The sequence below is a fragment of the Neorhizobium sp. AL 9.2.2 genome (genome assembly GCF_013317225.1).
In the GTDB taxonomy this organism is placed as follows: domain Bacteria; phylum Pseudomonadota; class Alphaproteobacteria; order Rhizobiales; family Rhizobiaceae; genus Neorhizobium; species Neorhizobium soli.
The window spans coordinates 441,381-464,275 of record NZ_JAALXU010000003.1; the positions used below are offsets into that span (position 1 = coordinate 441,381).

A 22,895-nucleotide genomic window follows, 5' to 3' on the forward strand; every position below is an offset into this window, starting at 1 on the left:
CCGTTTGCGTCTAGTCGGGCCGGTCGCCTGCGTGCAGGACGTTCGCCGCCATGACCGCTGCCGAGGCGCGATTTTCGACGCCGAGCTTGATGTAGATCTGCTCGAGATGCTTGTTCACGGTGCGGGCCGACAGACCGAGGATATCGCCGATATCCTTGTTCGCCTTGCCCTTGGCGATCCATAAGAGCACTTCCGACTCCCGCTGCGTCAGGGGAAAATGCTGGCGCAGGATTTCGTCGTCCGGCCGCTTGATGACAGCGGCTGATAATCGGAACAGGAATTCGTCTGCGCCGATCGCGCCGAGAAACGCAAACTGCAGGCTGGTCTGCAGGTTTTCGGACAGCGAGAAGGCGGCGTTGCGGGCAAAGCCTGCCGTATCGCGCTCCGCCATCCAGGCGCCGATGCGGCCCGCGACGATCGCAATGCCGTCGTCGCTTTCCGTTGCGGCATTCATCAGCCGCGTTGCTTGCGGCGTCGACCAGCGGATCGAACCGTCGTTTCTGACCGCAAGCAGATGCCGGCCGGCGGCATCGAGCGCGACGCGGGCGCTCTGGGCGGAGCGGGCGTTGGAAAGATGCACGCGTATTCTCGCCCGCAATTCGTCGATATTGATCGGCTTGCTCAGATAATCGACGCCGCCGCTGTCGAGCGCGTTGACGACATGCTCGGTCTCGGTCAGGCCCGTCATGAAGATCACGGGCACCTGAGCTGCCGCATGCGCCTTCAGTCTGCGGCAGGTCTCGAACCCGTCCATGCCGGGCATCACGGCGTCGAGCAGGATCAGATCGGGCGTGATGCGCTCGACGATCGAAAGCGCTGCCTGACCCGACGTGGCGATCAGCACCGAAAAGCCGGATTGCTCCAGCGCTTCGGTCAGGAAGCCGAGCGTGTCGGGACTGTCGTCCACCAGGAGGACGATATCGCGCGGTGTCGTCGCGTCAGCCATCGCTGTTTTCCCGTTCTTCCAGTTCCTGTGTCTCCATGCGTTCCAGGTATTTCATGTAACCGGCCATGTCGAAGGCCTTTACATAGGTTCCGAGCTCTTCCGCGAACGGCCGGTGCGATTGGTCCGTGGCGAGATCCGCGAGCTTGGCTTCGATGCCGCGCACGTAGCCGATTTCACCGAGCCGCAGGAGATCCTGGAGATGGCCCGTCCCGGGGCTGATGACCGGCTGCTTGACGAGGGCCGAAAGCGTCAGCGCCGGCGCTTCGTCCTCGTAAACCCATTTGAGGGAGAGATGCGAGGCGAGCTTGTCGGCAAGGCGGCGCAGGTTGACGGGTTTCGACAGCGTATCGTCATGCCCTTCGCCACCGGCATCGGCAGTCGTGCCATCGCCGATATTGGCCGAGAGCATGATCATGGGCGCTGTCTGGCCCTCTTCGCGCAACCTGGATACGAGCTGCCAGCCGCTCATGCCGGGCATGGAGATATCGACCAGAAACAGATCCGGCCGCACACCTTCGATCAGCGTCAGGCATTCCGGTCCGTCGACGGCCGTGAGGATGACGAAATCCATCGGCGCCAGCACTTCGCGCATCAGGTCGCGGTGATCCTGGTTGTCGTCGACCACGACGATGGTGCGGCGCGGTCCGGTATAGGAGACGATCTTGCGCTCGGCCTCCGGTGTCGTGTTCGGCCGCTCGATGGCCGAGAGCATCAGACGCACCTTGAAGGTCGAGCCTTCGCCTTTGGTGCTGGCAACGGAGATCTCGCCGCCGAGCGTATTCGTCAAAAGCTGGGTAATCGTCAAGCCAAGCCCAAGCCCCGGCATGGGCCGGATGCTTTCCGCTTCGCCGCGCTGGAACGGCTCGTAGATGCGGCCGAGATCCTTTTCCGCGATGCCGCGGCCCGTATCGGTCACGGTGAAGGTGGCGACCTGGCTGCGATAGGCGATCTCGAAACGAACAGTGCCTTCGTCGGTAAATTTGACCGCGTTGGAGAGGATATTGACGAGGATCTGGCGAAGCCGCTTTTCGTCGGTGCGGACATATTGCGGAAGCGTGCGGGCGCGCACGTGTTCGAAGGCAAGGCCTTTGGCCTGCGCCTGGAGACTGAACATCTCGACGATCTGGTCGAGGAAATCCTGGATGTTGATCTCGTTCGAATAGACCTGCAGCCGCCCGGCCTCGATCTTGGAAATGTCCAGCAATCCGTCGATCAGGCCGGAAAGATGATCCGCGCTGCGCTTGATGACCTTTATTGCCGACTGCCGCGGGGCAGGGATGGTGTCGTCGCGCTCCAGGATCTGGGCATAGCCCAGCACGGCGTTGAGCGGCGTGCGCAACTCGTGGCTCAGGCCGACGACATAGCGGCTCTTGGCGCGATTGGCGGCTTCGGCGGTTTCCTTGGCATCCTGCAGCGCCGCGTCGGTTTTCTTGTGCGCCGAGATTTCCTTCAGCAGAAGCGTGTTCTGCCGCGAGGATTCCTCTTCGGCCACCATCCGGCTGTCATGCGCCAGCACATAGAACCAGGAGAAAATGCCGGTGATGATGGCAAATACGAAGAAGACGATCAGGATCGTGCCGTAGATAACATCGGCATTATCGGGCGCCGCCTGGCCTACCTGATAGGCGATCAGCGACAGAATGGCGCCGATCGCCGAGATCGAGATCACCGCCGTCATCCCATAGCGGCCAAGCCGGGTCGTCAGCTTGGCGATGACGCTTTCGGTGAGGAAGGTGCGCGCCACGGTGCCGACCTGCGTGTTCAGCCGCGCATGCGGCTTGCACATGTCGTGGCAGCGGCTGTCGAGCGAACAGCACAGAGAACAGATCGGCGCCGCATAGGCCGGGCACCAAGCCATGTCCTCGTGCTCGAACGGGTGTTCGCAGATTGAGCAGGTGATCGAACCCAGCGTCTTCCAGCTCTGGCGCGGTTTCCGGGCGAGATAGTATTTGCCCTTTGTCACAAAGGCGATCGCTGGCGACACCACGAAGGCGCTGAGCGTCAGATAGGTGGCAAGCGACGCCATCAGCGGTCCGAACAGGCCGAAATGGGCAGTCAGCGCAATGCCTGTCGCACCAAACATGGCGCCTAGCCCGACCGGATTGACGTCATAGAGATGGGCGCGCTTGAACTCGATGCCGGGTGGCGACAGACCGAGCGGCTTGTTGATGAAGAGATCCGCCGAAATTGTGCAGAGCCAGCTCATCGCGACGATCGAGAAGATGCCGAGCGTTTCCTCGAGCAGCCTGTAGATGCCGAGTTCCATCAGAAGCAGCGCGATGATGACGTTGAACACCAGCCAGACGACGCGGCCGGGATGGCTGTGGGTCAGCCGCGAGAAGAAGTTCGACCAGGCAAGCGACCCCGCATAGGCGTTCATCACGTTGATCTTCAGCTGCGACACGACCACGAAAGCCGCCATCAGCATCAGCGCTGCGGTTTCGTTGGGGATCATGTAGCCGAAGGCGGCGAGGTACATGTGGGCGGGATCGGCCGCGTCCTCGACCGGCACAGCGCTCGAGAGCGTCAGCACGGCGAGGAAGGAGCCCGCGAGAAGCTTTGGAACGCCGACCAGAACCCAGCCGGGTCCGGCCAGAAACACCGCGAACCGGTGGCGCCATTTGCGCTGCCCTTCCGGCGGCAGGAAGCGCAGGAAGTCGACTTGCTCGCCGATCTGCGGCATCAGCGCCAGGATGACGGCCGACGCTGCCCCGAACTCCACCAGATCGAACGGCGCCGCCCCGCCGACTTCGCCGTTGGAATGCCCGATGCCGGCAAAGGCGCGCCAGAGGTCGAATTTCTGCCAGTCCATGAAGGCAATGAAGACGAAGGGCAGAATGTTGAGGATGATCCAGAACGGCTGGGTCAGAAGCTGGAACCGCGAGATCAGCTGCACGCCGTAGATGACGAGCGGGATCACCACCGCCGCCGAGATGATATAGCCGATCCAGGGCGGTATCCCGAAGGCGAGATCCAGCGCGCCGGTCATGATCGAGGCCTCGATCGCAAACAGCATGAAGGTAAAGCTCGCATAGATCAGCGAGGTGATGGTGGAGCCGATATAGCCGAACGAGGCGCCCCGCGTCAGCAGGTCGATGTCGACGCCATGGCGGATCGCATAGCGGCTGATCGGCAATCCCACGACCAGCATGACGAGAGCTGCCACCAGAATGGCGAAAAAGGCATTGGTGGTGCCGTAGGAGAGCGTAATCGCCCCGCCGATCGCCTCCAGTGCCAGAAAAGAGATCGCACCGATCGCCGTCTGCGAAATCCGGCTCGACGAAAACCTGCGTGCGCTCTTTGCGGTAAACCGCAGCGCATAGTCTTCCAGCGTCTGGTTCGCGACCCAGCGATTGTACTCACGGCGAACCGGTATGATGCGTTGGCGTGCTGCCATGCCTAAAAACGATCGCCTTTATCGGGGAGACTGATATTTAGGCAGTTTCGACTTTGGTGCAGGGTTTTGCAAGGGCGGTTTTACCGCCGCTCACACCTCGCTTCGCTTCAGCAAATAATCCAGCCCACCGGCGCGATACCAGCGGTAGCCATAGGGCTCGATCACGATGTGATGCTTGCCTTTGTCGTCCGCTGTGCTGTCCGAGGCATCGGCGATATCGATCAGGTTCTTGCCCGCATCTTTGAGGCCCACGTCGAAGGTGATCTCTACCGGCCTGTCGTGAAAATTGTGGAGGATCACCAGCGCGTTGTCGCGCCAGTCATAGCGCATGGCGAGCACACCGTCATCGCCGGTGTCGAGGCATTCGAATGTGCCCCAGCCGATCTCCGGTGCTTCCTTGCGCATGCGGATCATCCGCTCCGTCCAGTTGAGTATGGAATCCGGATCGCGACGCTGGATGGCGACGTTGACGTGGTCGAAGCCGTAGGGTCCCTTGTGGATCACGGGCAGGATCGGTTTGTCGCTCTTGGTGAAGCCGCCCTGCGGCTCGTTCGACCACTGCATCGGCGTGCGGGCGCAGTTGCGCTCCGGCAGCGACAGGTCGTCGCCCATGCCGATTTCGTCGCCGTAGCGCAGAACCGGGGTGCCGGGCAGGGAGTACATCAGGCTGTAGGCGAGTTTCAGCCGGCGCGGATCGCCACCGAGCATCGGCGCCAGACGACGGCGGATGCCGCGGTCGTAGAGCTGCATGTCCTTGTCCGGACCCATCTTGTCGAACACGGTCTGGCGCTGCTTGTCGGTCAGGCGACCAAGATCGAGTTCGTCGTGGTTGCGCAGGAAAATGCCCCACTGGCCGGTCGCCGGGCGTTCCTTGGTGTCGTTCATCGCCTTCGCCAGTGGCCGCACGTCGGCGCTGGCCATCGCGTAAAACAGCGACTGGTTGACGTGGAAGTTGAACATCATCTGCATCCGGTCGCCGTCGTCGCCGAAATATTGCAGGTTCTCCTTCGGCACGACATTTGCTTCGGCCAGAATGATGCTGTCACCCTGGCGCCATTGCAGGAACTCGCGGAAGGACCGCAGCATGTCGAACTGCTCCTTCGGCTTTTTCACGTCGGCGCCCTTTTCGGCAATCACGAAGGGCACAGCGTCCATGCGAAAGCCGGAGACGCCGAGCTGCAGCCAGAACCCCATGATCTTCAGGATCTCGGCCTGCACATGCGGGTTGGCGGTGTTGAGATCCGGCTGGAATTCGTAGAAGCGGTGGAAATAGTACTCGCCGGAAGCCTTGTCGCGCGTCCAGGTGGTTTTCTGGATGCCCGGAAACACCATGCCCTCGTCGGCATTGGCCGGTTTGGTCTTCGACCAGACATACCAGTCGCGGTAGCGCGAATTCTTGTCCGCACAGGCTTCCTTGAACCAGGGATGTTCGTCCGACGTGTGGTTGACGACGAGATCGATCAGAACGCGGATGCCCCGTTGCTTGGCACTGTGGGTGAACTCGACGAAATCGCCGAGCGTGCCGTAGCGGGGATCGACATTGTAATAGTCTGAGACATCATATCCGTCGTCGCGGCCGGGAGACGCCTGGAACGGCATCAGCCAGATCGCGGTCACGCCGAGGCCGGCGAGGTAGTCCAGGCGCCGCTGCACCCCTTGAAAATCACCGACCCCGTCGCCGTTGGAATCCATGAAGGTTTCGACATTGAGGCAATAGAAGACGGCATTTTTGTACCAGAGGTCGTTGATCACGGGATGCTCCACGGCTTCGATCGATCCGGGGCAATTGCATCAGACGTTGAATTGTTCCCATCCGAGTGTGAGTTTGCGATCAAGCGTCGGAAAATGCCCTATCAAACCGGTGTAATAACGCTTGCTATTTTACCCGGATCAGAGGCTATGCTTCACCATCAACATGAGGAGATAGGTCATGGCCAAGGGTCAGGTACGCGGCAACAAGGAAACGCGCAAACCCAAGAAGGACAAGGCCGCTCCAGCGGCTGCGCCGACTTTGGGTTCGCAGGTCAAGTCGGCCGAAAGCAACACCAAAAAGAAGTAGTCTGCTCCGTCGTCATGCCGCGATCTCCTTGGTCGCCGGCAGACACAGGACGGCTTCAAGACCTCCCATTTGCGACCGGGAGAGGCTCAGCTTCCCGCCGTAAGCATTTGCGATGTCGCCGGAAATCGCCAGGCCAAGGCCTGTTCCGGCGCCATCGTTGTCTTCCTCCTGCTGGCCGCGGACACCGTGCTTCAGCATGGAGGCGTAACGCTCCGGCGTGACGCCAGGGCCATCGTCCGCGATACGCAGCAACACCATCCCGCCATCGCCTCTCGATGCCGTCAGCTCGATGCGCCGTCTTGCAAACCGGACAGCGTTGTCGAGAATGTTGCCGATCGCTTCAGCCGCGTCGGCCGGGTCCGCCTGGACGGTGAGATCCGGATCGATGTCGAGCTCCCAGTCGATCCCGCGGTTTTCGGTGACCGGCGAAAGCACGCTCACAAGCTTTCCCGAAATACCGAGAAGCGATGTCGTCGCCATCTGTTCGACACCCATTCGAGCGGCCTGCAACTGCCGGTCAGCACGCTGGCGCACCAGCTCGATCTGCTGCAGGGCTGTTTCGCGACGGGCGCCCGGCAAATCTTCGACGAGATGGGACAAAACGGTCAGAGGCGTCTTCAGGCCATGTGCCAGATCGCTTGCCCGGGCGCGCGCCCTCTCGACGGCATTTTCCCGCTCCGACAGAAGAAGGTTGATCTCGTTGACGAGCGGCGTGACTTCGCTTGGCCCCTGCGCACCGATGCTCGGCAGGCGACCCGCCCGGATATCGGCTACATCCTGGCGCAGGCGGGAAAGCGGCCTCAGACCGACGAGGCTCTGGAGGAGTGCGGCAAGGAAAAGCAGGGCACCGATGGCGATCAGCATCATGACCAAGGGCCGGTGATAGGTGGCGAGCGCTTCTTCCATGTCGTTCTTGGAGAAGGCGGTGTAAAGGGTGAAGCGCTGCAGGGCATCGCCTTCGCCGATCGACATCTCCCTGACGGTGATCAGGATCGGGCCACCATCGGGTCCCTCGGTCTGGTAGAAGCCGCAATAGAGATCGGGAGAAAACAACTGCCGCGAAAGTTCCTGGTCCCAAAGCGAGCGCGAGCGCAGCGGCGGTTTCCCGTCGGCCGGCGATATCTGCCAGTAGAGGCCGCCGGCCGGGATCTGGAAGCGTGCATCGGACGGCTCGCTTGCGAGGGAGAGACCATTCTGCTGGATCGTCAGCCGGGCGCCGAGCGCGTCCGAGACGGCCGTCATCTCCGCGGAATACTGGTCGGCAACATAGTCCTCGAACAGGTGACCAAGCACGAACCAGGCGAGCCACAGGGCCACACCGATCGATATCAGGGCGCCGATTGCCAGCCGGAAACGCAGGGAGCGGATCACGGGCGTTTCTCCGGCAAGACATAGCCAAAGCCGCGGCGGGTCTCGATCGCGTCGCTGTCGGTTTTCTTGCGCAAGCGGGCAACCATCGCCTCGACGGCGTTCTTGGCGGCGTCGTCGTCGCGGCCCTGAACCTGGCTTGCAAGCTCCGCCGGCGTCAGGACTGCACCCGGACGGTCAATGAACAGGGAAATCATCCGGTATTCCAGAGGGCTCAGATCCAGCTCGCGTCCGTCGAACGTCACACGGCGGGCCTGCTCGTCCAGCGTGAACCGGTCGGCCGATTTGACGCGGGCCTGAACCTTGCCGGTTCGGCGAAGCAGGGCCTTCAGGCGGGCGAGGAGCTCCTCGCTGCGAAACGGTTTCGGCAGGTAGTCGTCGGCACCGGCGTCGAAGCCATCGACGCGTTCCATCCAGGAACCGCGCGCCGTCAGTACGAGGACGGGCGTTTCGACGCCGCTTGCCCGCCAGCGCTTGAGAATTGAAAGCCCGTCCATCCCCGGCAGGCCAAGATCGAGGATAATGGCTGCATGGTCGCCTGTCTCGCCCCGTTCCCAAATGTCTGGTCCGTTCGACAGAGTTTCGACGAAATAGCCCTCGCGACTGAGCTTCTCGACGACGAGCGCTGCGATCTGGGGGTCGTCTTCGGCAAGCAGGATCTTCATGATATCAACCGCCTCCCAGCAGCGAGCCGCTTCTCGCATCGACCCGCAGTGTGCGGATGGCACCGCTGTTGTCACGCAGTTTCAGTTGGTAGACGTCGCGCGACGGCGAGCGGCTGAGACGGATGTCGATGATGCGACCATACCTGGTGGCGTCGATCTTTCTCAGCATCGTCTTTAGCGGCATGATCTGACCGCTGCGAACCGCATCGCGGGCACGATCGGAATCGTTTGGGCCATAGCCGCCCCCCGAAGCGTCATGGCTTCCCGCACCGTCCTTGCCGTGGTCATCACCGCCATCGTCATCGCCGCCGTGGTTATCGCCATCATCGCCACCGCCGTCATTGCCCGAGCCGCTACCGCCCGAACCGGAAGATCCGCCGCCATCGCTACCGCCGTCGCCGTCCTTGGCGAATGCGGGCGCAACGGGTGCGACGATCGCTGCCCCGAGTGTGGCCGCGAGCAGCGCAGCAAGATAGATACGACGGGTCACGCCCATTGATACTCCGGACAGGAATGTGTGGCAGCGCTTGTGGGCTGCGAAAAACTACTCTGCCATGATGGCGATGTTGCTGCAAACGGCCGCACCCCCGCCGGCATCCGGCGGGGGTGCGGACAGTGGTCGGACAAAGCCTATTTGTGGCCGCCGCGCGTGCCGCCCTTGTGGTCGTTCTTGTTGTGGTTTGCGGCGTCATCGCTGCTCTTTCCGCCGCGCTTTCCGCCCTTGTCGTCGTTCTTGTCATGGGTCGCGGCGTCATCGCTGCTCTTTCCGCCGCGCTTTCCGCCCTTGTCGTCGTTCTTGTCGTGGGTTGCAGAGTCGTCGCTGCTCTTTCCGCCGCGCTTTCCACCCTTGTCGTCGTTCTTGTCATGGGTTGCAGCGTCGTCGCGGCTCTTTCCGCCACGCTTGCCGCCCTTGTCGTCATTGGCATCATGGTTCGGACCATCGTCCGCACCCTGGCGGGCAAAGGCTGCGGATGTGCCGGCAAAGGGAACAGCGGACTGGACCAGCGGCAGCGATGCGGTGAGGGCGAGTGCGGCGGCGAAGGTCGTCAGAGCAAGTTTCGTTTTCATGGCATGTTTCCTCTCGTATTTGGTTGACGAGTGCAGAATGCCATCGGGGCCCTGACAGGCCACTGAGTGCCGCTGTCAGCAAACTGTCAGACTGGCGAGGGCTTGCCCTCCAACGGGCCGGTTCACCCCTCCCGATACGTCATTCGACGTATACGTTTTTGCGGTGCAGCAGCCGATAGTCCGGTTAAGCAACGGTTAAATCTCCGGTTGCTTGAACGAACAAGAAGAGGGGTTCGACCAATGACATTCAGGGTGAAACTTACCGGCGCGCTGCTTGCCGCTGCCATGTCCGCCACGGCGCTTTCGGGCGCATACGCTGCCGACGATACGATCAAGATCGGCGTTCTGCATTCGCTGTCCGGTACGATGGCGATTTCCGAGACGACGCTGAAAGACGCCATGCTGATGATGGTGGAAGAGCAGAACAAGAAGGGCGGCGTTCTCGGCAAGAAGCTCGAAGCCGTCGTCGTCGATCCGGCCTCCGACTGGCCGCTGTTTGCCGAAAAGGCCCGCCAGCTGATTTCGCAGGACAAGGTTGCAGCCGTCTTCGGTTGCTGGACCTCGTCGTCGCGCAAGTCGGTTCTTCCTGTCTTCGAAGAGCTGAACTCGATCCTGTTCTACCCGGTCCAGTACGAGGGTGAAGAATCCTCGCGCAACATCTTCTACACCGGTGCCGCTCCGAACCAGCAGGCCATTCCGGCGGTCGATTATCTCGCCAAGGAAGAAGGCGTCCAGCGCTGGGTTCTCGCCGGCACCGACTATGTCTATCCGCAGACGACCAACAAGATCCTCAAGGCCTATCTGATGTCGAAGGGCGTCGCCGAGGCCGATATCATGGTCAACTACACGCCGTTCGGTCATTCCGACTGGCAGACCATCGTTTCCGACATCAAGAAGTTCGGCTCTGCCGGCAAGAAGACCGCCGTTGTTTCCACCATCAACGGTGACGCAAACGTGCCGTTCTACAAGGAACTCGGCAACCAGGGCATCAAGGCCGAAGACATTCCGGTCGTGGCATTCTCGGTCGGCGAAGAAGAGCTCGCCGGTCTCGATACCAAGCCGCTGGTCGGCCATCTCGCCGCCTGGAACTATTTCCAGTCCGTCGATGCCGAGGTCAATGCGTCCTTCATCAAGGAATGGCATGCCTTTACCAAGAACGACAAGCGCGTGACCAACGATCCGATGGAAGCCGCCTATATCGGTTTCCAGGCCTGGGTTAAGGCCGTCGAATCCGCCGGCACGACCGATACGAACGCGGTTCTGGACTCGATCATCGGCGTTTCGGTGCCGAACCTGTCGGGTGGCTATTCCACCGTCATGCCGAACCACCACATCACCAAGCCAGTGCTGATCGGTGAAATCCAGGCCGATGGCCAGTTCGAAATCGTCCAGGAAACCCCTGCCGTCGTCGGTGACGAATGGTCGGATTACCTGCCGGACTCCAAGAACCTGATCTCCGATTGGCGCAAGCCGATGTCCTGCGGCAACTTCAACGTTGCAACCGGCAAGTGCGGCGGCAAGGGCGGCAGCTGATCCAGTCTCGGCCATAGTTAAGGTTGCCCCTCACCCTAACCCTCTCCCCGCAAGCGGGGCGAGGGGACTTGGGCACGCGAGAGCGTGACCGGGGGGCGGTGAGGGCGTGACGATCATCCTTTTCCCCGCTGGCGGGGAGAAGGTGCCGGCAGGCGGATGAGGGGCGATCGAGCCCTCCGCCCCACGCGCCCATCCGGGGGACAAAGATATGCCTATCCGTTTTTTCACGCTGATTTTTCTGATCTTTTCGTTTGCAGCGCCAGCCCTTTCGCAAGGGGCGGATCCAAAGCCGCTGTTTAACCAGCTCGCTGATGCCGATTTCGGTCAGGCTGAATCGATCGTCGCACAGATCGCCACCAGTGGCGATATCCGCGTTGTGCCGGCGCTTGAGGCTTTCGCCGAGGGTGATCTCTATTTTCGCAAGGCAGACAAGGCCGTGTTCGTCGCGAAACCCGCCGGTTCGCAGCTGGATCTGATCGATCCGGTGACGGCGGCAAGCGCCGGCCAGGTCGCCAAGGGCGCCGTCACCAAGATCCGCGTCAACAACACGCTGCGGCGCGTCATTCGCGCAGCGCTTGGCGGCCTGACGCTGATGAGCCCGGATCGCGGTGTCCGTCTTGCCGCAGCCGATGCGATCCTTTTGTCGCCGAGTGCGGAGGCGCTGGATCTGGTCGAGGCTGCGATTGCCAAGGAAACAGACCGCGACGTCAAATTCCGCATGGAAGAGGCGCGCGCCGTCTCAGTGCTTTCCTCCGACCGCTCTCTCGACGAAAAGCGCGCCGCCATTCAGACCATGGGCAATCTCGGCGGGCGCAGTGCGCTCGGCATCCTGAGTTCGGTCTCGTCAACGATCGATCCGAGCCTGAAGGCCGATCTCGATGCGGCGATCAAAGCCATCCAGAACGAGCAGCAGCTGTGGGATATGGCGCAGAACGTCTGGTACGGCGTGTCGCTCGGTTCCGTGCTGCTCCTGGCCGCGATCGGGCTTGCCATCACCTTCGGCGTGATGGGCATCATCAACATGGCGCATGGCGAAATGGTCATGCTCGGCGCCTATTCCACCTATATGGTGCAGGAAGTGATCCGCAGCCACGCGCCCGGCCTGTTCGACTGGTCGCTGACGATTGCGCTGCCTGTCGCCTTTCTCGTGACCGGCGCCGTCGGGTTTGTCGTGGAGCGGGGTATCATCCGCTTTCTCTATGGCCGACCGCTGGAAACGCTGCTCGCCACCTGGGGCGTGTCGCTGATCCTGCAGCAGACGATCCGCTCCATCTTCGGCCCCACCAACAAGGAAGTCGGCAACCCGTCCTGGATGTCCGGTTCGTTTCCGCTCGGCGGCATGACGATCACCTGGAACCGCATGTGGATCGTCATCTTCTCGCTGTCGATCTTCTTCGCGCTGCTGGTGGTGATGAAGAAATCCGCCTTCGGCCTCAACATGCGCGCCGTCACCCAGAACCGTCGCATGGCATCCTCCATGGGCATCCGCACGCCATGGGTCGACGCGCTGACCTTCGCGCTCGGCTCCGGCATCGCCGGCATTGCGGGCGTCGCGCTCAGCCAAATCGACAACGTCTCGCCCAATCTCGGCCAGAGCTACATTATCGACAGTTTCATGGTCGTGGTGTTCGGCGGCGTCGGCAATCTCTGGGGCACGCTGGTCGGGGCACTTTCGCTCGGGGTGCTCAACAAGTTCCTCGAACCCTCGGTCGGTGCCGTTCTCGGCAAGATCCTGGTTCTGGTTCTCATCATCCTCTTCATCCAGAAACGTCCGCGCGGTCTTTTCGCGCTCAAGGGAAGGGCGATCGAAGCATGATTACCGGCTTCATTCTGCGTGCACTCGAAGGCAAGATCGTCGTGGCCATCGCCATCCTGCTCGGCGTCGCCATTCTCGTCCCGGCGCTCAATCTCCTGACGTCGCCCGACAGCGCGCTCCACATCCCGACCTATGCGATGGCGCTGATGGGCAAGTATCTCTGCTATGCGCTGTTGGCGCTGGCGCTGGATCTGGTCTGGGGCTATTGCGGCATCCTCTCGCTCGGCCACGGCGCGTTCTTTGCGCTCGGCGGCTATGCGATGGGTATGTATCTGATGCGCCAGATCGGCTCGCGCGGCACCTACGGCAATCCGCTGCTGCCCGATTTCATGGTCTTCCTCAACTGGAAGGAACTGCCCTGGTTTTGGTACGGGTTCGATCACTTCGCCTTTGCGATGCTGATGGTTCTGGTCGTGCCAGGCCTGCTCGCCTTCGTGTTTGGCTGGTTTGCCTTCCGCAGCCGCGTCAACGGCGTCTACCTGTCGATCATCACGCAGGCGATGACCTATGCGCTGCTGCTTGCCTTCTTCCGCAACGACATGGGTTTCGGCGGCAATAACGGCCTGACAGACTTCAAGGAAATCCTCGGCTTCAACGTGCAGGCCGGCGGCACCCGTGCAGCGCTGTTTGCGATGTCGGCCATCATGCTGGCGCTCTGCCTGCTGGTCGCCTCGGCCATCACCCGCTCGAAATTCGGCAAGGTGCTCGTCGGCGTGCGGGATGCGGAAAGCCGGGTCCGCTTCCTCGGCTTTAGAGTGGAGAATATCAAGCTCTTCACCTTTGTCGTTTCGGCCATGTTTGCCGGCATTGCCGGTGCGCTGTTCGTGCCGCAGGTCGGCATCATCAATCCGGGCGAATTTGCCCCGGCCAACTCGATCGAAGTCGTCGTCTGGACGGCTGTCGGCGGCCGCGGCACGCTGATCGGCCCGATCATCGGCGCCATCCTTGTCAATGCCGGCAAGAGCTATTTTACTGGCGCCTTCCCGGAGATCTGGCTGTTTGCGCTGGGCGGCCTGTTCATTGCCGTCACGCTGTTCCTGCCGCGCGGCATCGTCGGCACGATCCAGCACGGATTTGATGGCCGCAAGGCGCTGAAGGCAGCGGTCGAGGCGGAAAAGGGCAGGGATGCCGGGGCGGTCCCGGTCGCTCGACAGGTTCAGGCAGCGGAGTGAGACGATGAACACGATTGCCGAAACACGCGCCAAAAGCCTGCTTTATCTCGAAGACGTCTCCGTCTCCTTCGACGGGTTCAAGGCGATCAATTCGCTGTCGCTCGTGGTCGAACCCGGAGAACTTCGCGCCATCATCGGCCCGAACGGTGCCGGCAAGACGACGATGATGGACATCATCACCGGCAAGACGCGGCCCGATACCGGCCGGGTGATCTTCGAGGACACGATCGACCTCACCAAGAAGGACGAGGCCGATATCGCCCAGCTCGGTATCGGCCGCAAATTCCAGAAGCCGACCGTGTTCGAAAGCCACACCGTGTGGGACAATCTCGAACTGGCGCTCAACCGGTCGCGCACCGTGTTCGGCACGCTGTTCTATACGCTGTCTGCCGACGACAAGGCGCGCATCGAGGAGATCCTCGAGACGATCCGCATGTCCCACCGCAAAAACGAATATGCCGCCAATCTTTCGCACGGCCAGAAACAGTGGCTCGAGATCGGCATGCTTCTGGCGCAGGAACCGAAGCTGCTCCTGGTCGACGAACCGGTCGCCGGCATGACGGATGCCGAGACGTCGGAGACCGCCTTGCTGCTGAAGGAGATCGCCAAGACCCGCTCGGTCGTGGTGGTGGAACACGACATGGGCTTCATCCGCGATCTCGGCGTCAAGGTGACGTGTCTTGCGGAAGGGTCGGTGCTGGCCGAAGGGTCGATCGATTTCGTGTCGAACGATCCGAAGGTGATCGAGAACTATCTGGGGCGATGAGTTTTATGCAAATCTTCGGATCCCCCAAAATCCCCTCCCCACCCTCCCCACAAGGGGGAGGGTTTAACCTGGCTCGACCTTTCTCCCGTATGGCAAAGCGGTGCCGCGAGTCTTCTCCCCCCTTGTGGGGGAGATGGCCGGCAGGCCAGAGGGGGTTTTATCCAGTCCTGAATTCACGGAGGCCCCCATGCTGACAGTCGAAAACGTCAATCTCCATTACGGTGCGGCACAGGCCCTGCGCGGCGTGTCGATCAAGGCCGACATGGGCAAGATCACCTGCGTTCTCGGTCGCAATGGCGTCGGCAAGTCGTCGCTGTTGCGGGCCGTCACCGGACAGCATCCGGTGTCAGCCGGGACGATCAGCTTTCAGGGCGAGGCGTTGAACGGGCTGGCGCCGTATCACCGTGCCAAGCACGGCATCGGCTATGTGCCGCAGGGACGCGAGATCTTTCCGCTGCTGACCGTTCAGGAAAACCTCGAGAGCGGATACGCGCCGCTCGAGCGCAAAGACAAGTTCATCCCGGACGACATCTTCGCGCTGTTCCCGGTGCTGAAATCCATGCTGGGGCGCCGCGGCGGCGATCTGTCGGGCGGCCAGCAGCAGCAGCTGGCGATCGGCCGCGCCATGGTCACGCGGCCAAAAATCCTGGTGCTGGACGAGCCGACCGAAGGCATCCAGCCGTCGATCATCAAGGATATCGGCCGGGCCATCCGTTACCTGCGCGACAGTACCGGCATGGCGATCCTGCTTGTCGAACAGTATCTCGACTTCTGCCGGGAGCTTGCAGATCATGTCTATATTATGGATCGTGGCGAAATCGTGCACGAAGGGGCCGCTGAGACGCTGGATACGGCAGAAGCAAGGCGACACCTAACTGTTTAGGGGTCAATGTTTGCATGGCTTCTATTCGGTATCGCGGTTTCAATGCCTGGGCGTGTGTGCTAGATGAACAGCAGATGAACGCATCTTCCGAACATCGTAGATAACCCCCGCACCCCATGATGAGGCGCTGATGGTCTTTGAACGCATTGTTGGTTCTCGTTCCCGCTCCGCCCTTCGCGCCACCGCGACCGGAGCGTTTTTCTTGGCCGCAGGTGCCGCCTTTGCCGGCTGTGGCCAGCCTATGAAGCCGGGTCTCCACCCGGTCACCATCGAGACCGACGGTATCGAGCGCCAGGCCGTCTACTTCGTGCCGTCGTCCTATACGGGCAAGGAAAAAGTGGCCGTCGTGTTCGATCTTCACGGCAGCAACAGCAATCCGGTCGGCCAGTTGAAGCGCTCTTCCTGGGACAAGGTTGCGGAAAAGAATGGTTTCATTGCCGTGGCGCTGCAGGGCAGCCTGTCCGGCAAGGCGCCGGGCACCTATGGCTGGAACGTTCCGCATGTGCAGGTCAGCCAGGCTATTCTTCCCAATGGCGCCCAGGGCGGCCAGGACGAGATCGCCTATATCGAGGATGCCGTCGAAGAGGTGAAGGAAGACCTCTGCGTCGATCCGAACCGCATCTTCGCGTCCGGCTATTCCGGCGGCGGCCGCATGCTGTCGGCCTATGTCTGCTCCGGCCAGGACGATTTCGTCGCAGCCGGTTTCGTCAATTCGCTGCGCGCCGGTCGTCCCGTCGAGACCGATGGCAAGTGGGGGCCCGATGCCGCCAACTGCAATCCGGCCAAGCCGATCTCGATCGTGGCCTTTGCCGGCGAAAAAGATGCGCAGAACCCTTATGCCGGCGGCGGCAGCGCCTATTGGCAGTACGGTTTCAAGACGGCGATCAAGCGCTGGACCGATCTCGACGGCTGCAAGGGCAATGGCGACCCGAAGACGGTCGAAGGCGTGACCTTCACCATGTACGGCACCTGCACCAACGGCGCCCGCATCGCCACCTACGTGTTCGAAAAGGGCACGCATGACTGGCCGAGGCCCTCCGAAGCCCGGGAAGCGGTGATGGCTGCCGCCAAGGATGGTGCTGCCGGCGTGACCAAGGTTTCGAGCGTCGTTCCGGCCAAGGCGGCCTTCGATGCCAATGTCGATCCGGCTTTCCGGATGTGGGATTTCTTCTCGAAGGCCGACACCACGGATATGGTTGCGACGGCAGCCCCGGCGAAATCCTCCACCGGGTCCAAGTCTGGCACGCGTGTTGCGTCTGATTGCTCGACACAGATCAACATGCAGGACACGACGTGCAGCAGCATTCAGCCGATGACACCCCGCCGCAGCGGGCAAGGGGTTCGGGACGCCTTGTAACCAAGGCGTTTGCCGGGCGCACACGGCTTGACCAGTTCTTCCAGGAAGGCTGCGCAAAAATACGCCTTCCGGAAACTTTTTCGCCTGAAATGGAGGCGATTCTCATCAACACGTCAGGGGGACTGACGGGCGGCGACGTGATCGATTGGTCCGTCGCCGCATCCGATTCCACCCGCCTCTCGGTCACCACGCAGGCCAACGAGAAAATCTACAAGGCGGCCGCAGACACCGCTTCCGTTTCCACCCACATTACCGTCGGCGAAAACGCTTCCGTCCACTGGCTGCCGCAGGAAACCATCCTGTTCGACCGTTCGTCGCTGACGCGCAGGCTCGATGTAGATCTGGCCGAAACCGCCGAATTTCTCGCGGTCGAGGCCGTCATTCTCGGTCGCAAGATGATGGGGGAAGCGGTCAATCTCGGCTTCTTCCGCGATCGCTGGCGGGTCAGGCGAGGAGGATCGCTCATTCACGCAGAAGAAATGCGTTTCGACGGCGAGATTGCGAGGCTTGCGGAAGCGGCCGCCGTCCTTTCCGGCCAGGTCGCCTTCGCGACGCTGTTCTACTCCGGACCGCTGGCAGAAGCTCTGTTTCCGAAGCTGCGGGACTGTCTCGGGCCTACATCAGGCGGAGCCAGCTTCTTCAACGGCAAGATCGTTGCGCGTCTCACGGCACCAACCGGCTTCGAGCTCAGAAAAATCCTGGTACCGGCAATTTCCGTATTGCGTAACGGCGCGCCAGTGCCGAAAGTCTGGAACATCTGATTTGTCATTGATGACGCCGATTGCGGGAAGCCCATGAACCTCACCCCACGCGAAAAAGACAAGCTCTTGATTTCCATGGCCGCGGTCGTCGCCCGTCGCCGCCTGGAGCGGGGCGTCAAGCTGAACTACCCGGAAGCGATTGCGCTGATCACCGACTATGTGGTGGAAGGTGCGCGCGATGGCCGTTCCGTCGCGGCTTTGATGGAAGAGGGCGCGCATGTCATCACCCGCGACCAGGTGATGGATGGCATTCCCGAAATGATCCACGACGTGCAGGTGGAAGCGACGTTCCCGGACGGAACCAAGCTTGTCACCGTGCACGAACCGATCCGCTGAGGAGTTTGCCATGGCTCTCGAACTGCGCCCTAACTGCGAATGCTGCGACAAGGATCTCGCGCCCGACAGCCGCGAGGCGATGATCTGCACGTTCGAATGCACCTATTGCATCGATTGCGCTACGAGCGTGCTTGCCGGTATCTGCCCGAATTGCAATGGTGAACTGGTGCGTCGTCCGGTGCGCCCGGCTGCTGCACTCGTCAACAATCCGGCCTCGACGGTGCGTGTTCTGAAGGCCGAAGGCTGCCAGCCAAAATTAGCATTGAGCGCCTGAGGAGGTGGACCATGATACCCGGTGAAGTCTTTACCGTTGCAGGCGAGATCGAACTCAATGTCGGCGCCCCGACGATCTCGATCGAGGTTTCCAATACCGGCGACCGGCCGGTGCAGGTGGGCAGCCACTACCATTTCTTCGAGACCAATAACGGACTTGCGTTCGATCGCGACAAGGCGCGCGGCATGCGGCTCGATATCCCCGCCGGCACCGCCGTTCGCTTCGAACCGGGTCAGACCCGGTCGATCACGCTGATCCCGCTGTCCGGCGCCCGCAAGGTCTACGGGTTCCAGCAGAAGATCATGGGTGCCCTATGAAATCGCTGGCGCTTCTGGCCGCCTGTGGCTGCGTGCTCCTGATCGACGCCCCGGCGTCCGGCGAGGACAGGCCGGACGTGGACTGCGACAACGCCCAGGTCCAGATGGAACTGACCTACTGCGCCGAGCAGGAATTCATCGCCGCCGACAAGCTTCTCAACACGCAGTACAAAAAGACCCGCGACCTCATGCGGGCCCGTGATGCGGATGCCGATCCCTCCACGGCAGGTGCGGAGAAAGCCCTCGTCGCAGCGCAACGCGCCTGGGTCGCCTACCGCGACGCCCAATGCGCCTCCTACGGCTTCCAGGCCCGCGGCGGATCGATGGAACCGATGCTGATCTACGGCTGCCAGGCGGGGCTGACTGCGAAGCGGACGGACGAGCTGAAGGAGCTGACGGAAGAGGGGAACTGAGCCTCTGCTGCTCCAGAAGCGACATTGGTTAGGCAGGAATTTTTGCGGTAAACTAGGCGCTATCGATAGCTCCGGAGCACGATAATGGGCAGGTTCGAAGCCAAAACATCGACGGATGGCGAAGCAACGATCCCGGTCGAGGTGCGTCAGGCGCTCGGCCTGAAGCCTGGGGGCTCGGTGCAGTTCATCGTTGATGACGAGGGCAAGGTCACCGTCGAGGCGAAGAAAAGCGATCTTTCGCATCTGCGCGGCATCTTCGGCAAGCACGACGGCCCGCCAATGGATATCGAGGAGGCGATCACAGAGACGGTCGCCCGCCGGACGTCTCCCGGTCGCTCGGAGGATGATCCTTGATCGGTCTCGATACCAATATTCTTGCTCGATATTTTCTGGACGATGACCCTCTTTGGTCGCCACAGGTGGCGCAGTTTTTCGACGAAAGACTTTCCACGAGCCGGCAGGGGTTCATCAATCCCATCACGCTGGTGGAGCTCGTCTGGGTACTTCGTCGCAAATCCGGTTACGATCGCGAGCGATTGGCCAGCCTTATCGAAGGACTTATCTCGTCCGACCGTCTCGTCATCGGCGAGGCGGATGCGGTTGCCAGAGCGCTTGCGTCGTTCAGGACGGGAACTGCCGGCTTTGCGGATTACTTTATTGCCGACCTCAACACGGCTGCCGGCGCGTCACCGACCGTGACACTCGACCACGCCGCCGCCACGAACATGCCTTTCATTCTGCTTTCTCAGGAAGTCTGATCCATGCCCTACAAAATGTCCCGCGCGTCCTATGCTTCCATGTTCGGCCCGACCACCGGTGACAAGGTGCGGCTTGCCGATACCGAACTCATCATCGAAGTCGAGAAGGATTTCACCGTCTATGGCGAGGAGGTCAAGTTTGGGGGCGGCAAGGTCATTCGCGACGGCATGGGGCAGAGCCAGGCAACGCGGGCCGAGGGCGCTGTCGATACTGTCATCACCAATGCGCTGATCGTCGATCACTCCGGTATCTACAAGGCGGATGTGGGTCTGAAGGATGGCCGGATCCATGCGATCGGCAAGGCCGGAAATCCGGATACGCAACCGGGCGTGACGATCATCGTCGGTCCTTCTACCGAGGCGATTGCCGGCGAGGGCAAAATCCTGACGGCCGGCGGCATGGATGCGCATATCCACTTCATCTGCCCGCAGCAGATCGAGGAAGCGCTGATGTCCGGCATCACCACAATGCTCGGCGGCGGCTCGGGACCGGCGCACGGTACGCTTGCAACGACCTGCACCGGCGCCTGGCATATCGAGCGCATGATCGAGAGCTTCGACGCGTTTCCGATGAACCTCGCGCTGGCCGGCAAGGGCAATGCCTCGCTGCCGGCGCCTCTCGAGGAGATGATCCTTGCCGGCGCGTCCTCGCTGAAGCTTCACGAGGACTGGGGCACGACGCCGGCCGCTATCGACAACTGCCTGACGGTTGCCGATGCCTTCGACGTGCAGGTGATGATCCACACCGATACGCTCAACGAAAGCGGCTTCGTGGAAGACACGATCGGCGCCATCAAGGGCCGCACCATCCATGCCTTCCACACGGAAGGGGCCGGCGGCGGTCACGCGCCTGACATCATCAAGATCTGCGGCAATCCCAACGTCATTCCGTCCTCGACCAATCCGACGCGGCCCTACACGATCAACACGCTGGCCGAACATCTCGATATGCTGATGGTCTGCCACCACCTGTCGCCGTCGATCCCGGAAGACATCGCCTTTGCCGAAAGCCGCATCCGCAAGGAGACGATCGCTGCCGAAGACATCCTGCACGATATCGGCGCCTTCTCGATCATCTCGTCGGACAGCCAGGCGATGGGCCGCGTCGGCGAAGTTGCCATCCGCACCTGGCAGACGGCCGACAAGATGAAGCGCCAGCGCGGTCATCTGCCCGACGAAACCGGCGACAACGACAATTTCCGCGTCAAACGCTATATCGCCAAATACACGATCAACCCCGCGATCGCGCACGGCATCAGCCATGAAATCGGCTCTGTCGAAGTCGGCAAGCGCGCAGATCTGGTGCTCTGGAGCCCTGCCTTTTTCGGCGTGAAGCCGGAAATGGTGCTGCTCGGCGGCTCGATCGCGGCAGCGCCGATGGGCGATCCCAACGCATCGATCCCGACGCCGCAGCCAATGCATTACCGCCCGATGTTTGCAGCCTATGGCAAGCTGCGCACCAATTCCTCCGTCACCTTCGTCTCCCAGGCGTCGCTCGATGCCGGCATCGTCGGCAGGCTGGGAGTTGCTAAAAAGCTATTGGCAGTCCGCAACACCCGTGGCGGCATCTCGAAAGCGTCGATGATCCACAATTCGCTGACGCCGCATGTGGAGGTCGATCCGGAGACCTACGAAGTGCGTGCTGATGGAGAGCTCCTCACCTGCAAGCCGGCAACGGTTCTGCCGATGGCACAGCGGTATTTCCTGTTCTGATGCAATATCTTACCGGAAACGGCGCATGAAGAGGCTTGCAAGGCGGTTGCTGCTGGCGATCCCTGTCATTGCTATCCTGATCGTTCTCGCCGTCGCCGTTGGCACATTCGTGCCGCGGCCACTGTTTGCGCCGGATCCCCCGGTCGCTTCCGAAAACACGCGCCGGATTCTGGTTCTTTCGAACCCGATCCATACGGATCTCGTCATCCCGCTCGATGCGGAAACGCGGGCGTCCTATTCGTTTCTGGAAGCATCAGGCATTCCCGTCGCCGATCCCGCGGCAGAATGGCTGGTGATCGGCTGGGGAGGGCGGGCCTTCTATCTGGAAACGCCGACCTGGGCGGATCTCAAACCCATGCCGGCCTTCCGCGCGCTGACCATCGATTCCTCGGTCATGCATGTCGATGTCGCCGGCGGCATAGACGACACGCATCCGGCCGTGCAGGCGTTCGATCTCGATGCAGATCAATTCCAAGCCATGTCCGACTTCATTCGTGCCAGTTTTGTGGAGGTGGATAACAAGGTCGTGCCCATCCCCGGCGCAGGCTACGGCGTCTATGACCGCTTCTTTGAAGCGCATGGATCGTTCAACGCGCTTGTCGGCTGCAACACCTGGACAGCAGGGGCGCTGAGGGCCGCGGGACTGCGTACGGGGCTGTGGAATCCACTGCCGCAGTTGCTGGCGCTGTCGCTGCGGATTTTCAATTGACGGCCCATGCTTTTCCCGGCCACGGATTTTGCAGCCGGGGCGTAACTAGGCCTTGTGCCGAGCATCGCGCTTGGTGATTATGCCGCCTTCAAGGAGACTTTCATGCAGCATATCCATTCCTATCGTCCCGCCGGTGAAATCAGCGATCCGCCGGTGGATGTCGTCACCTTGCCGCATGATCTGCGGCACCTGCGCCGCAAGCTGCTGCATTTGTCGAACGGCGACATGGTGATGCTCGATCTCAAGGAAGCGGTGCTGTTTCACCATGGTGACCGGCTGGTGCTTGAGAACGGGGATACGGTGGAAGTGCAGGCGGCGCCGGAAAAGCTGTTCGAGGTCAAGGCGCGCGATACGCTGCACCTGATCGAGCTTGCCTGGCATCTCGGCAACCGGCACCTGTCGGCGCAGATCGAGGACGGCCGTATCCTCATCCTGCGCGATCACGTCATCCGTTCCATGCTGCAGGGCCTCGGCGCAACCGTCACCGACATTGACGAACCCTTCCAGCCGGCCCGCGGCGCCTATCACGCGCATGGCGGCCATGATCACGGCAGTCACGGTCATCATGCCCATGACTGAACCGG

24 protein-coding genes are annotated in these 22,895 nt (G+C 61.6%); 17 read left to right on the plus strand and 7 right to left on the minus strand.

All coding sequences use genetic code 11. The features are described from left to right. Positions 1-10: 10 nt before the first annotated feature. The 3 genes from G6K99_RS08895 to G6K99_RS08905 all read right to left on the minus strand — a co-directional run bounded on the left by G6K99_RS08895 (position 11) and on the right by G6K99_RS08905 (position 6,095). Positions 11-946, minus strand: a complete 936-nt coding sequence (locus tag G6K99_RS08895; RefSeq protein WP_174196322.1) for a response regulator transcription factor — start codon at positions 944-946, stop codon at positions 11-13. Next, positions 939-4,343 (minus strand): ATP-binding protein, encoded by a 3,405-nt coding sequence (locus G6K99_RS08900; protein WP_174196323.1) that lies wholly within the window; start codon positions 4,341-4,343, stop codon positions 939-941. Before G6K99_RS08900 ends, G6K99_RS08895 begins: the two co-directional genes overlap by 8 nt. Positions 4,344-4,433: 90 nt before the next feature. Beyond that, positions 4,434-6,095 carry an alpha-amylase family glycosyl hydrolase gene (locus G6K99_RS08905; protein ID WP_174196324.1) on the minus strand — a complete coding sequence of 554 codons (1,662 nt, stop codon included), beginning with the start codon at positions 6,093-6,095 and terminating at the stop codon, positions 4,434-4,436. A 178-nt stretch (positions 6,096-6,273) separates the two neighbouring features. Between G6K99_RS08905 and G6K99_RS23400 the strand changes: the two genes are divergently transcribed. After that, positions 6,274-6,402 (plus strand): hypothetical protein, encoded by a 129-nt coding sequence (locus tag G6K99_RS23400; RefSeq protein WP_256413792.1) that lies wholly within the window; start codon positions 6,274-6,276, stop codon positions 6,400-6,402. Positions 6,403-6,414: 12 nt separating this feature from the next. On the opposite strand, the gene G6K99_RS08910 is transcribed toward G6K99_RS23400, so the two are convergent. The 4 genes from G6K99_RS08910 to G6K99_RS08925 form a co-directional block, all read right to left on the minus strand. Beyond that, entirely contained in the window at positions 6,415-7,773 is a 1,359-nt protein-coding gene (locus G6K99_RS08910; RefSeq protein ID WP_174196325.1) for an ATP-binding protein, read from the minus strand. Next, complete coding sequence (locus G6K99_RS08915; RefSeq protein ID WP_062582661.1) at positions 7,770-8,435, minus strand: response regulator transcription factor; 666 nt, start codon at positions 8,433-8,435, stop codon at positions 7,770-7,772. The genes G6K99_RS08910 and G6K99_RS08915 overlap by 4 nt, the downstream gene beginning before the upstream one ends. A gap of 4 nt (positions 8,436-8,439) precedes the next feature. After that, the gene (locus G6K99_RS08920; protein ID WP_174196326.1) at positions 8,440-8,931 is read right to left on the minus strand and encodes a PepSY domain-containing protein; all 492 of its coding nucleotides are present in this window, start codon (positions 8,929-8,931) and stop codon (positions 8,440-8,442) included. Positions 8,932-9,065: 134 nt separating this feature from the next. After that, positions 9,066-9,503, minus strand: a complete 438-nt coding sequence (locus tag G6K99_RS08925) for a hypothetical protein (protein WP_174196327.1) — start codon at positions 9,501-9,503, stop codon at positions 9,066-9,068. Positions 9,504-9,743: 240 nt separating this feature from the next. Between G6K99_RS08925 and urtA the strand changes: the two genes are divergently transcribed. The 16 genes from urtA (at position 9,744) to ureE (ending at position 22,890) form a co-directional block, all read left to right on the plus strand. Further along, on the plus strand, positions 9,744-11,036 hold the full coding sequence (gene urtA / locus G6K99_RS08930; protein ID WP_092660131.1) for an urea ABC transporter substrate-binding protein: 1,293 nt from the start codon (positions 9,744-9,746) through the stop codon (positions 11,034-11,036). A 208-nt stretch (positions 11,037-11,244) separates the two neighbouring features. After that, positions 11,245-12,852 (plus strand): urea ABC transporter permease subunit UrtB, encoded by a 1,608-nt coding sequence (gene urtB / locus G6K99_RS08935; RefSeq protein WP_174196328.1) that lies wholly within the window; start codon positions 11,245-11,247, stop codon positions 12,850-12,852. Beyond that, positions 12,849-14,024, plus strand: a complete 1,176-nt coding sequence (gene urtC / locus G6K99_RS08940) for an urea ABC transporter permease subunit UrtC (protein ID WP_174196329.1) — start codon at positions 12,849-12,851, stop codon at positions 14,022-14,024. Before urtB ends, urtC begins: the two co-directional genes overlap by 4 nt. Positions 14,025-14,028: 4 nt before the next feature. Continuing rightward, complete coding sequence (urtD, locus tag G6K99_RS08945; protein WP_174196330.1) at positions 14,029-14,790, plus strand: urea ABC transporter ATP-binding protein UrtD; 762 nt, start codon at positions 14,029-14,031, stop codon at positions 14,788-14,790. Between the two features lie 187 nt (positions 14,791-14,977). Continuing rightward, positions 14,978-15,673 carry an urea ABC transporter ATP-binding subunit UrtE gene (gene urtE, locus G6K99_RS08950; RefSeq protein ID WP_174196331.1) on the plus strand — a complete coding sequence of 232 codons (696 nt, stop codon included), beginning with the start codon at positions 14,978-14,980 and terminating at the stop codon, positions 15,671-15,673. Positions 15,674-15,875: 202 nt separating this feature from the next. After that, positions 15,876-17,030, plus strand: a complete 1,155-nt coding sequence (locus tag G6K99_RS08955; protein ID WP_174196332.1) for a PHB depolymerase family esterase — start codon at positions 15,876-15,878, stop codon at positions 17,028-17,030. Next, the gene (locus G6K99_RS08960) at positions 16,967-17,791 is read left to right on the plus strand and encodes an urease accessory protein UreD (protein WP_174196333.1); all 825 of its coding nucleotides are present in this window, start codon (positions 16,967-16,969) and stop codon (positions 17,789-17,791) included. Before G6K99_RS08955 ends, G6K99_RS08960 begins: the two co-directional genes overlap by 64 nt. 33 nt (positions 17,792-17,824) lie before the next feature. Continuing rightward, positions 17,825-18,127, plus strand: a complete 303-nt coding sequence (locus G6K99_RS08965; RefSeq protein ID WP_062455242.1) for an urease subunit gamma — start codon at positions 17,825-17,827, stop codon at positions 18,125-18,127. A gap of 10 nt (positions 18,128-18,137) precedes the next feature. Further along, complete coding sequence (locus G6K99_RS08970) at positions 18,138-18,401, plus strand: DUF1272 domain-containing protein (protein ID WP_113109899.1); 264 nt, start codon at positions 18,138-18,140, stop codon at positions 18,399-18,401. An 11-nt stretch (positions 18,402-18,412) separates the two neighbouring features. Next, positions 18,413-18,718, plus strand: coding sequence for an urease subunit beta (locus tag G6K99_RS08975; RefSeq protein ID WP_062455246.1), 306 nt, complete (start codon positions 18,413-18,415; stop codon positions 18,716-18,718). Then, positions 18,715-19,131 carry a lysozyme inhibitor LprI family protein gene (locus G6K99_RS08980; protein WP_174196334.1) on the plus strand — a complete coding sequence of 139 codons (417 nt, stop codon included), beginning with the start codon at positions 18,715-18,717 and terminating at the stop codon, positions 19,129-19,131. The genes G6K99_RS08975 and G6K99_RS08980 overlap by 4 nt, the downstream gene beginning before the upstream one ends. An 84-nt stretch (positions 19,132-19,215) precedes the next feature. Further along, the gene (locus tag G6K99_RS08985; RefSeq protein WP_092660149.1) at positions 19,216-19,485 is read left to right on the plus strand and encodes an AbrB/MazE/SpoVT family DNA-binding domain-containing protein; all 270 of its coding nucleotides are present in this window, start codon (positions 19,216-19,218) and stop codon (positions 19,483-19,485) included. Next, positions 19,482-19,889, plus strand: coding sequence for a PIN domain-containing protein (locus G6K99_RS08990; protein WP_174196335.1), 408 nt, complete (start codon positions 19,482-19,484; stop codon positions 19,887-19,889). Before G6K99_RS08985 ends, G6K99_RS08990 begins: the two co-directional genes overlap by 4 nt. Before the next feature lie 3 nt (positions 19,890-19,892). Continuing rightward, on the plus strand, positions 19,893-21,602 hold the full coding sequence (gene ureC / locus G6K99_RS08995) for an urease subunit alpha (RefSeq protein ID WP_113109902.1): 1,710 nt from the start codon (positions 19,893-19,895) through the stop codon (positions 21,600-21,602). Positions 21,603-21,627: 25 nt separating this feature from the next. Further along, entirely contained in the window at positions 21,628-22,311 is a 684-nt protein-coding gene (locus G6K99_RS09000; protein ID WP_174196336.1) for a TIGR02117 family protein, read from the plus strand. A 102-nt stretch (positions 22,312-22,413) separates the two neighbouring features. Continuing rightward, positions 22,414-22,890 carry an urease accessory protein UreE gene (ureE, locus tag G6K99_RS09005; protein ID WP_062457838.1) on the plus strand — a complete coding sequence of 159 codons (477 nt, stop codon included), beginning with the start codon at positions 22,414-22,416 and terminating at the stop codon, positions 22,888-22,890. Positions 22,891-22,895: the final 5 nt, after the last annotated feature.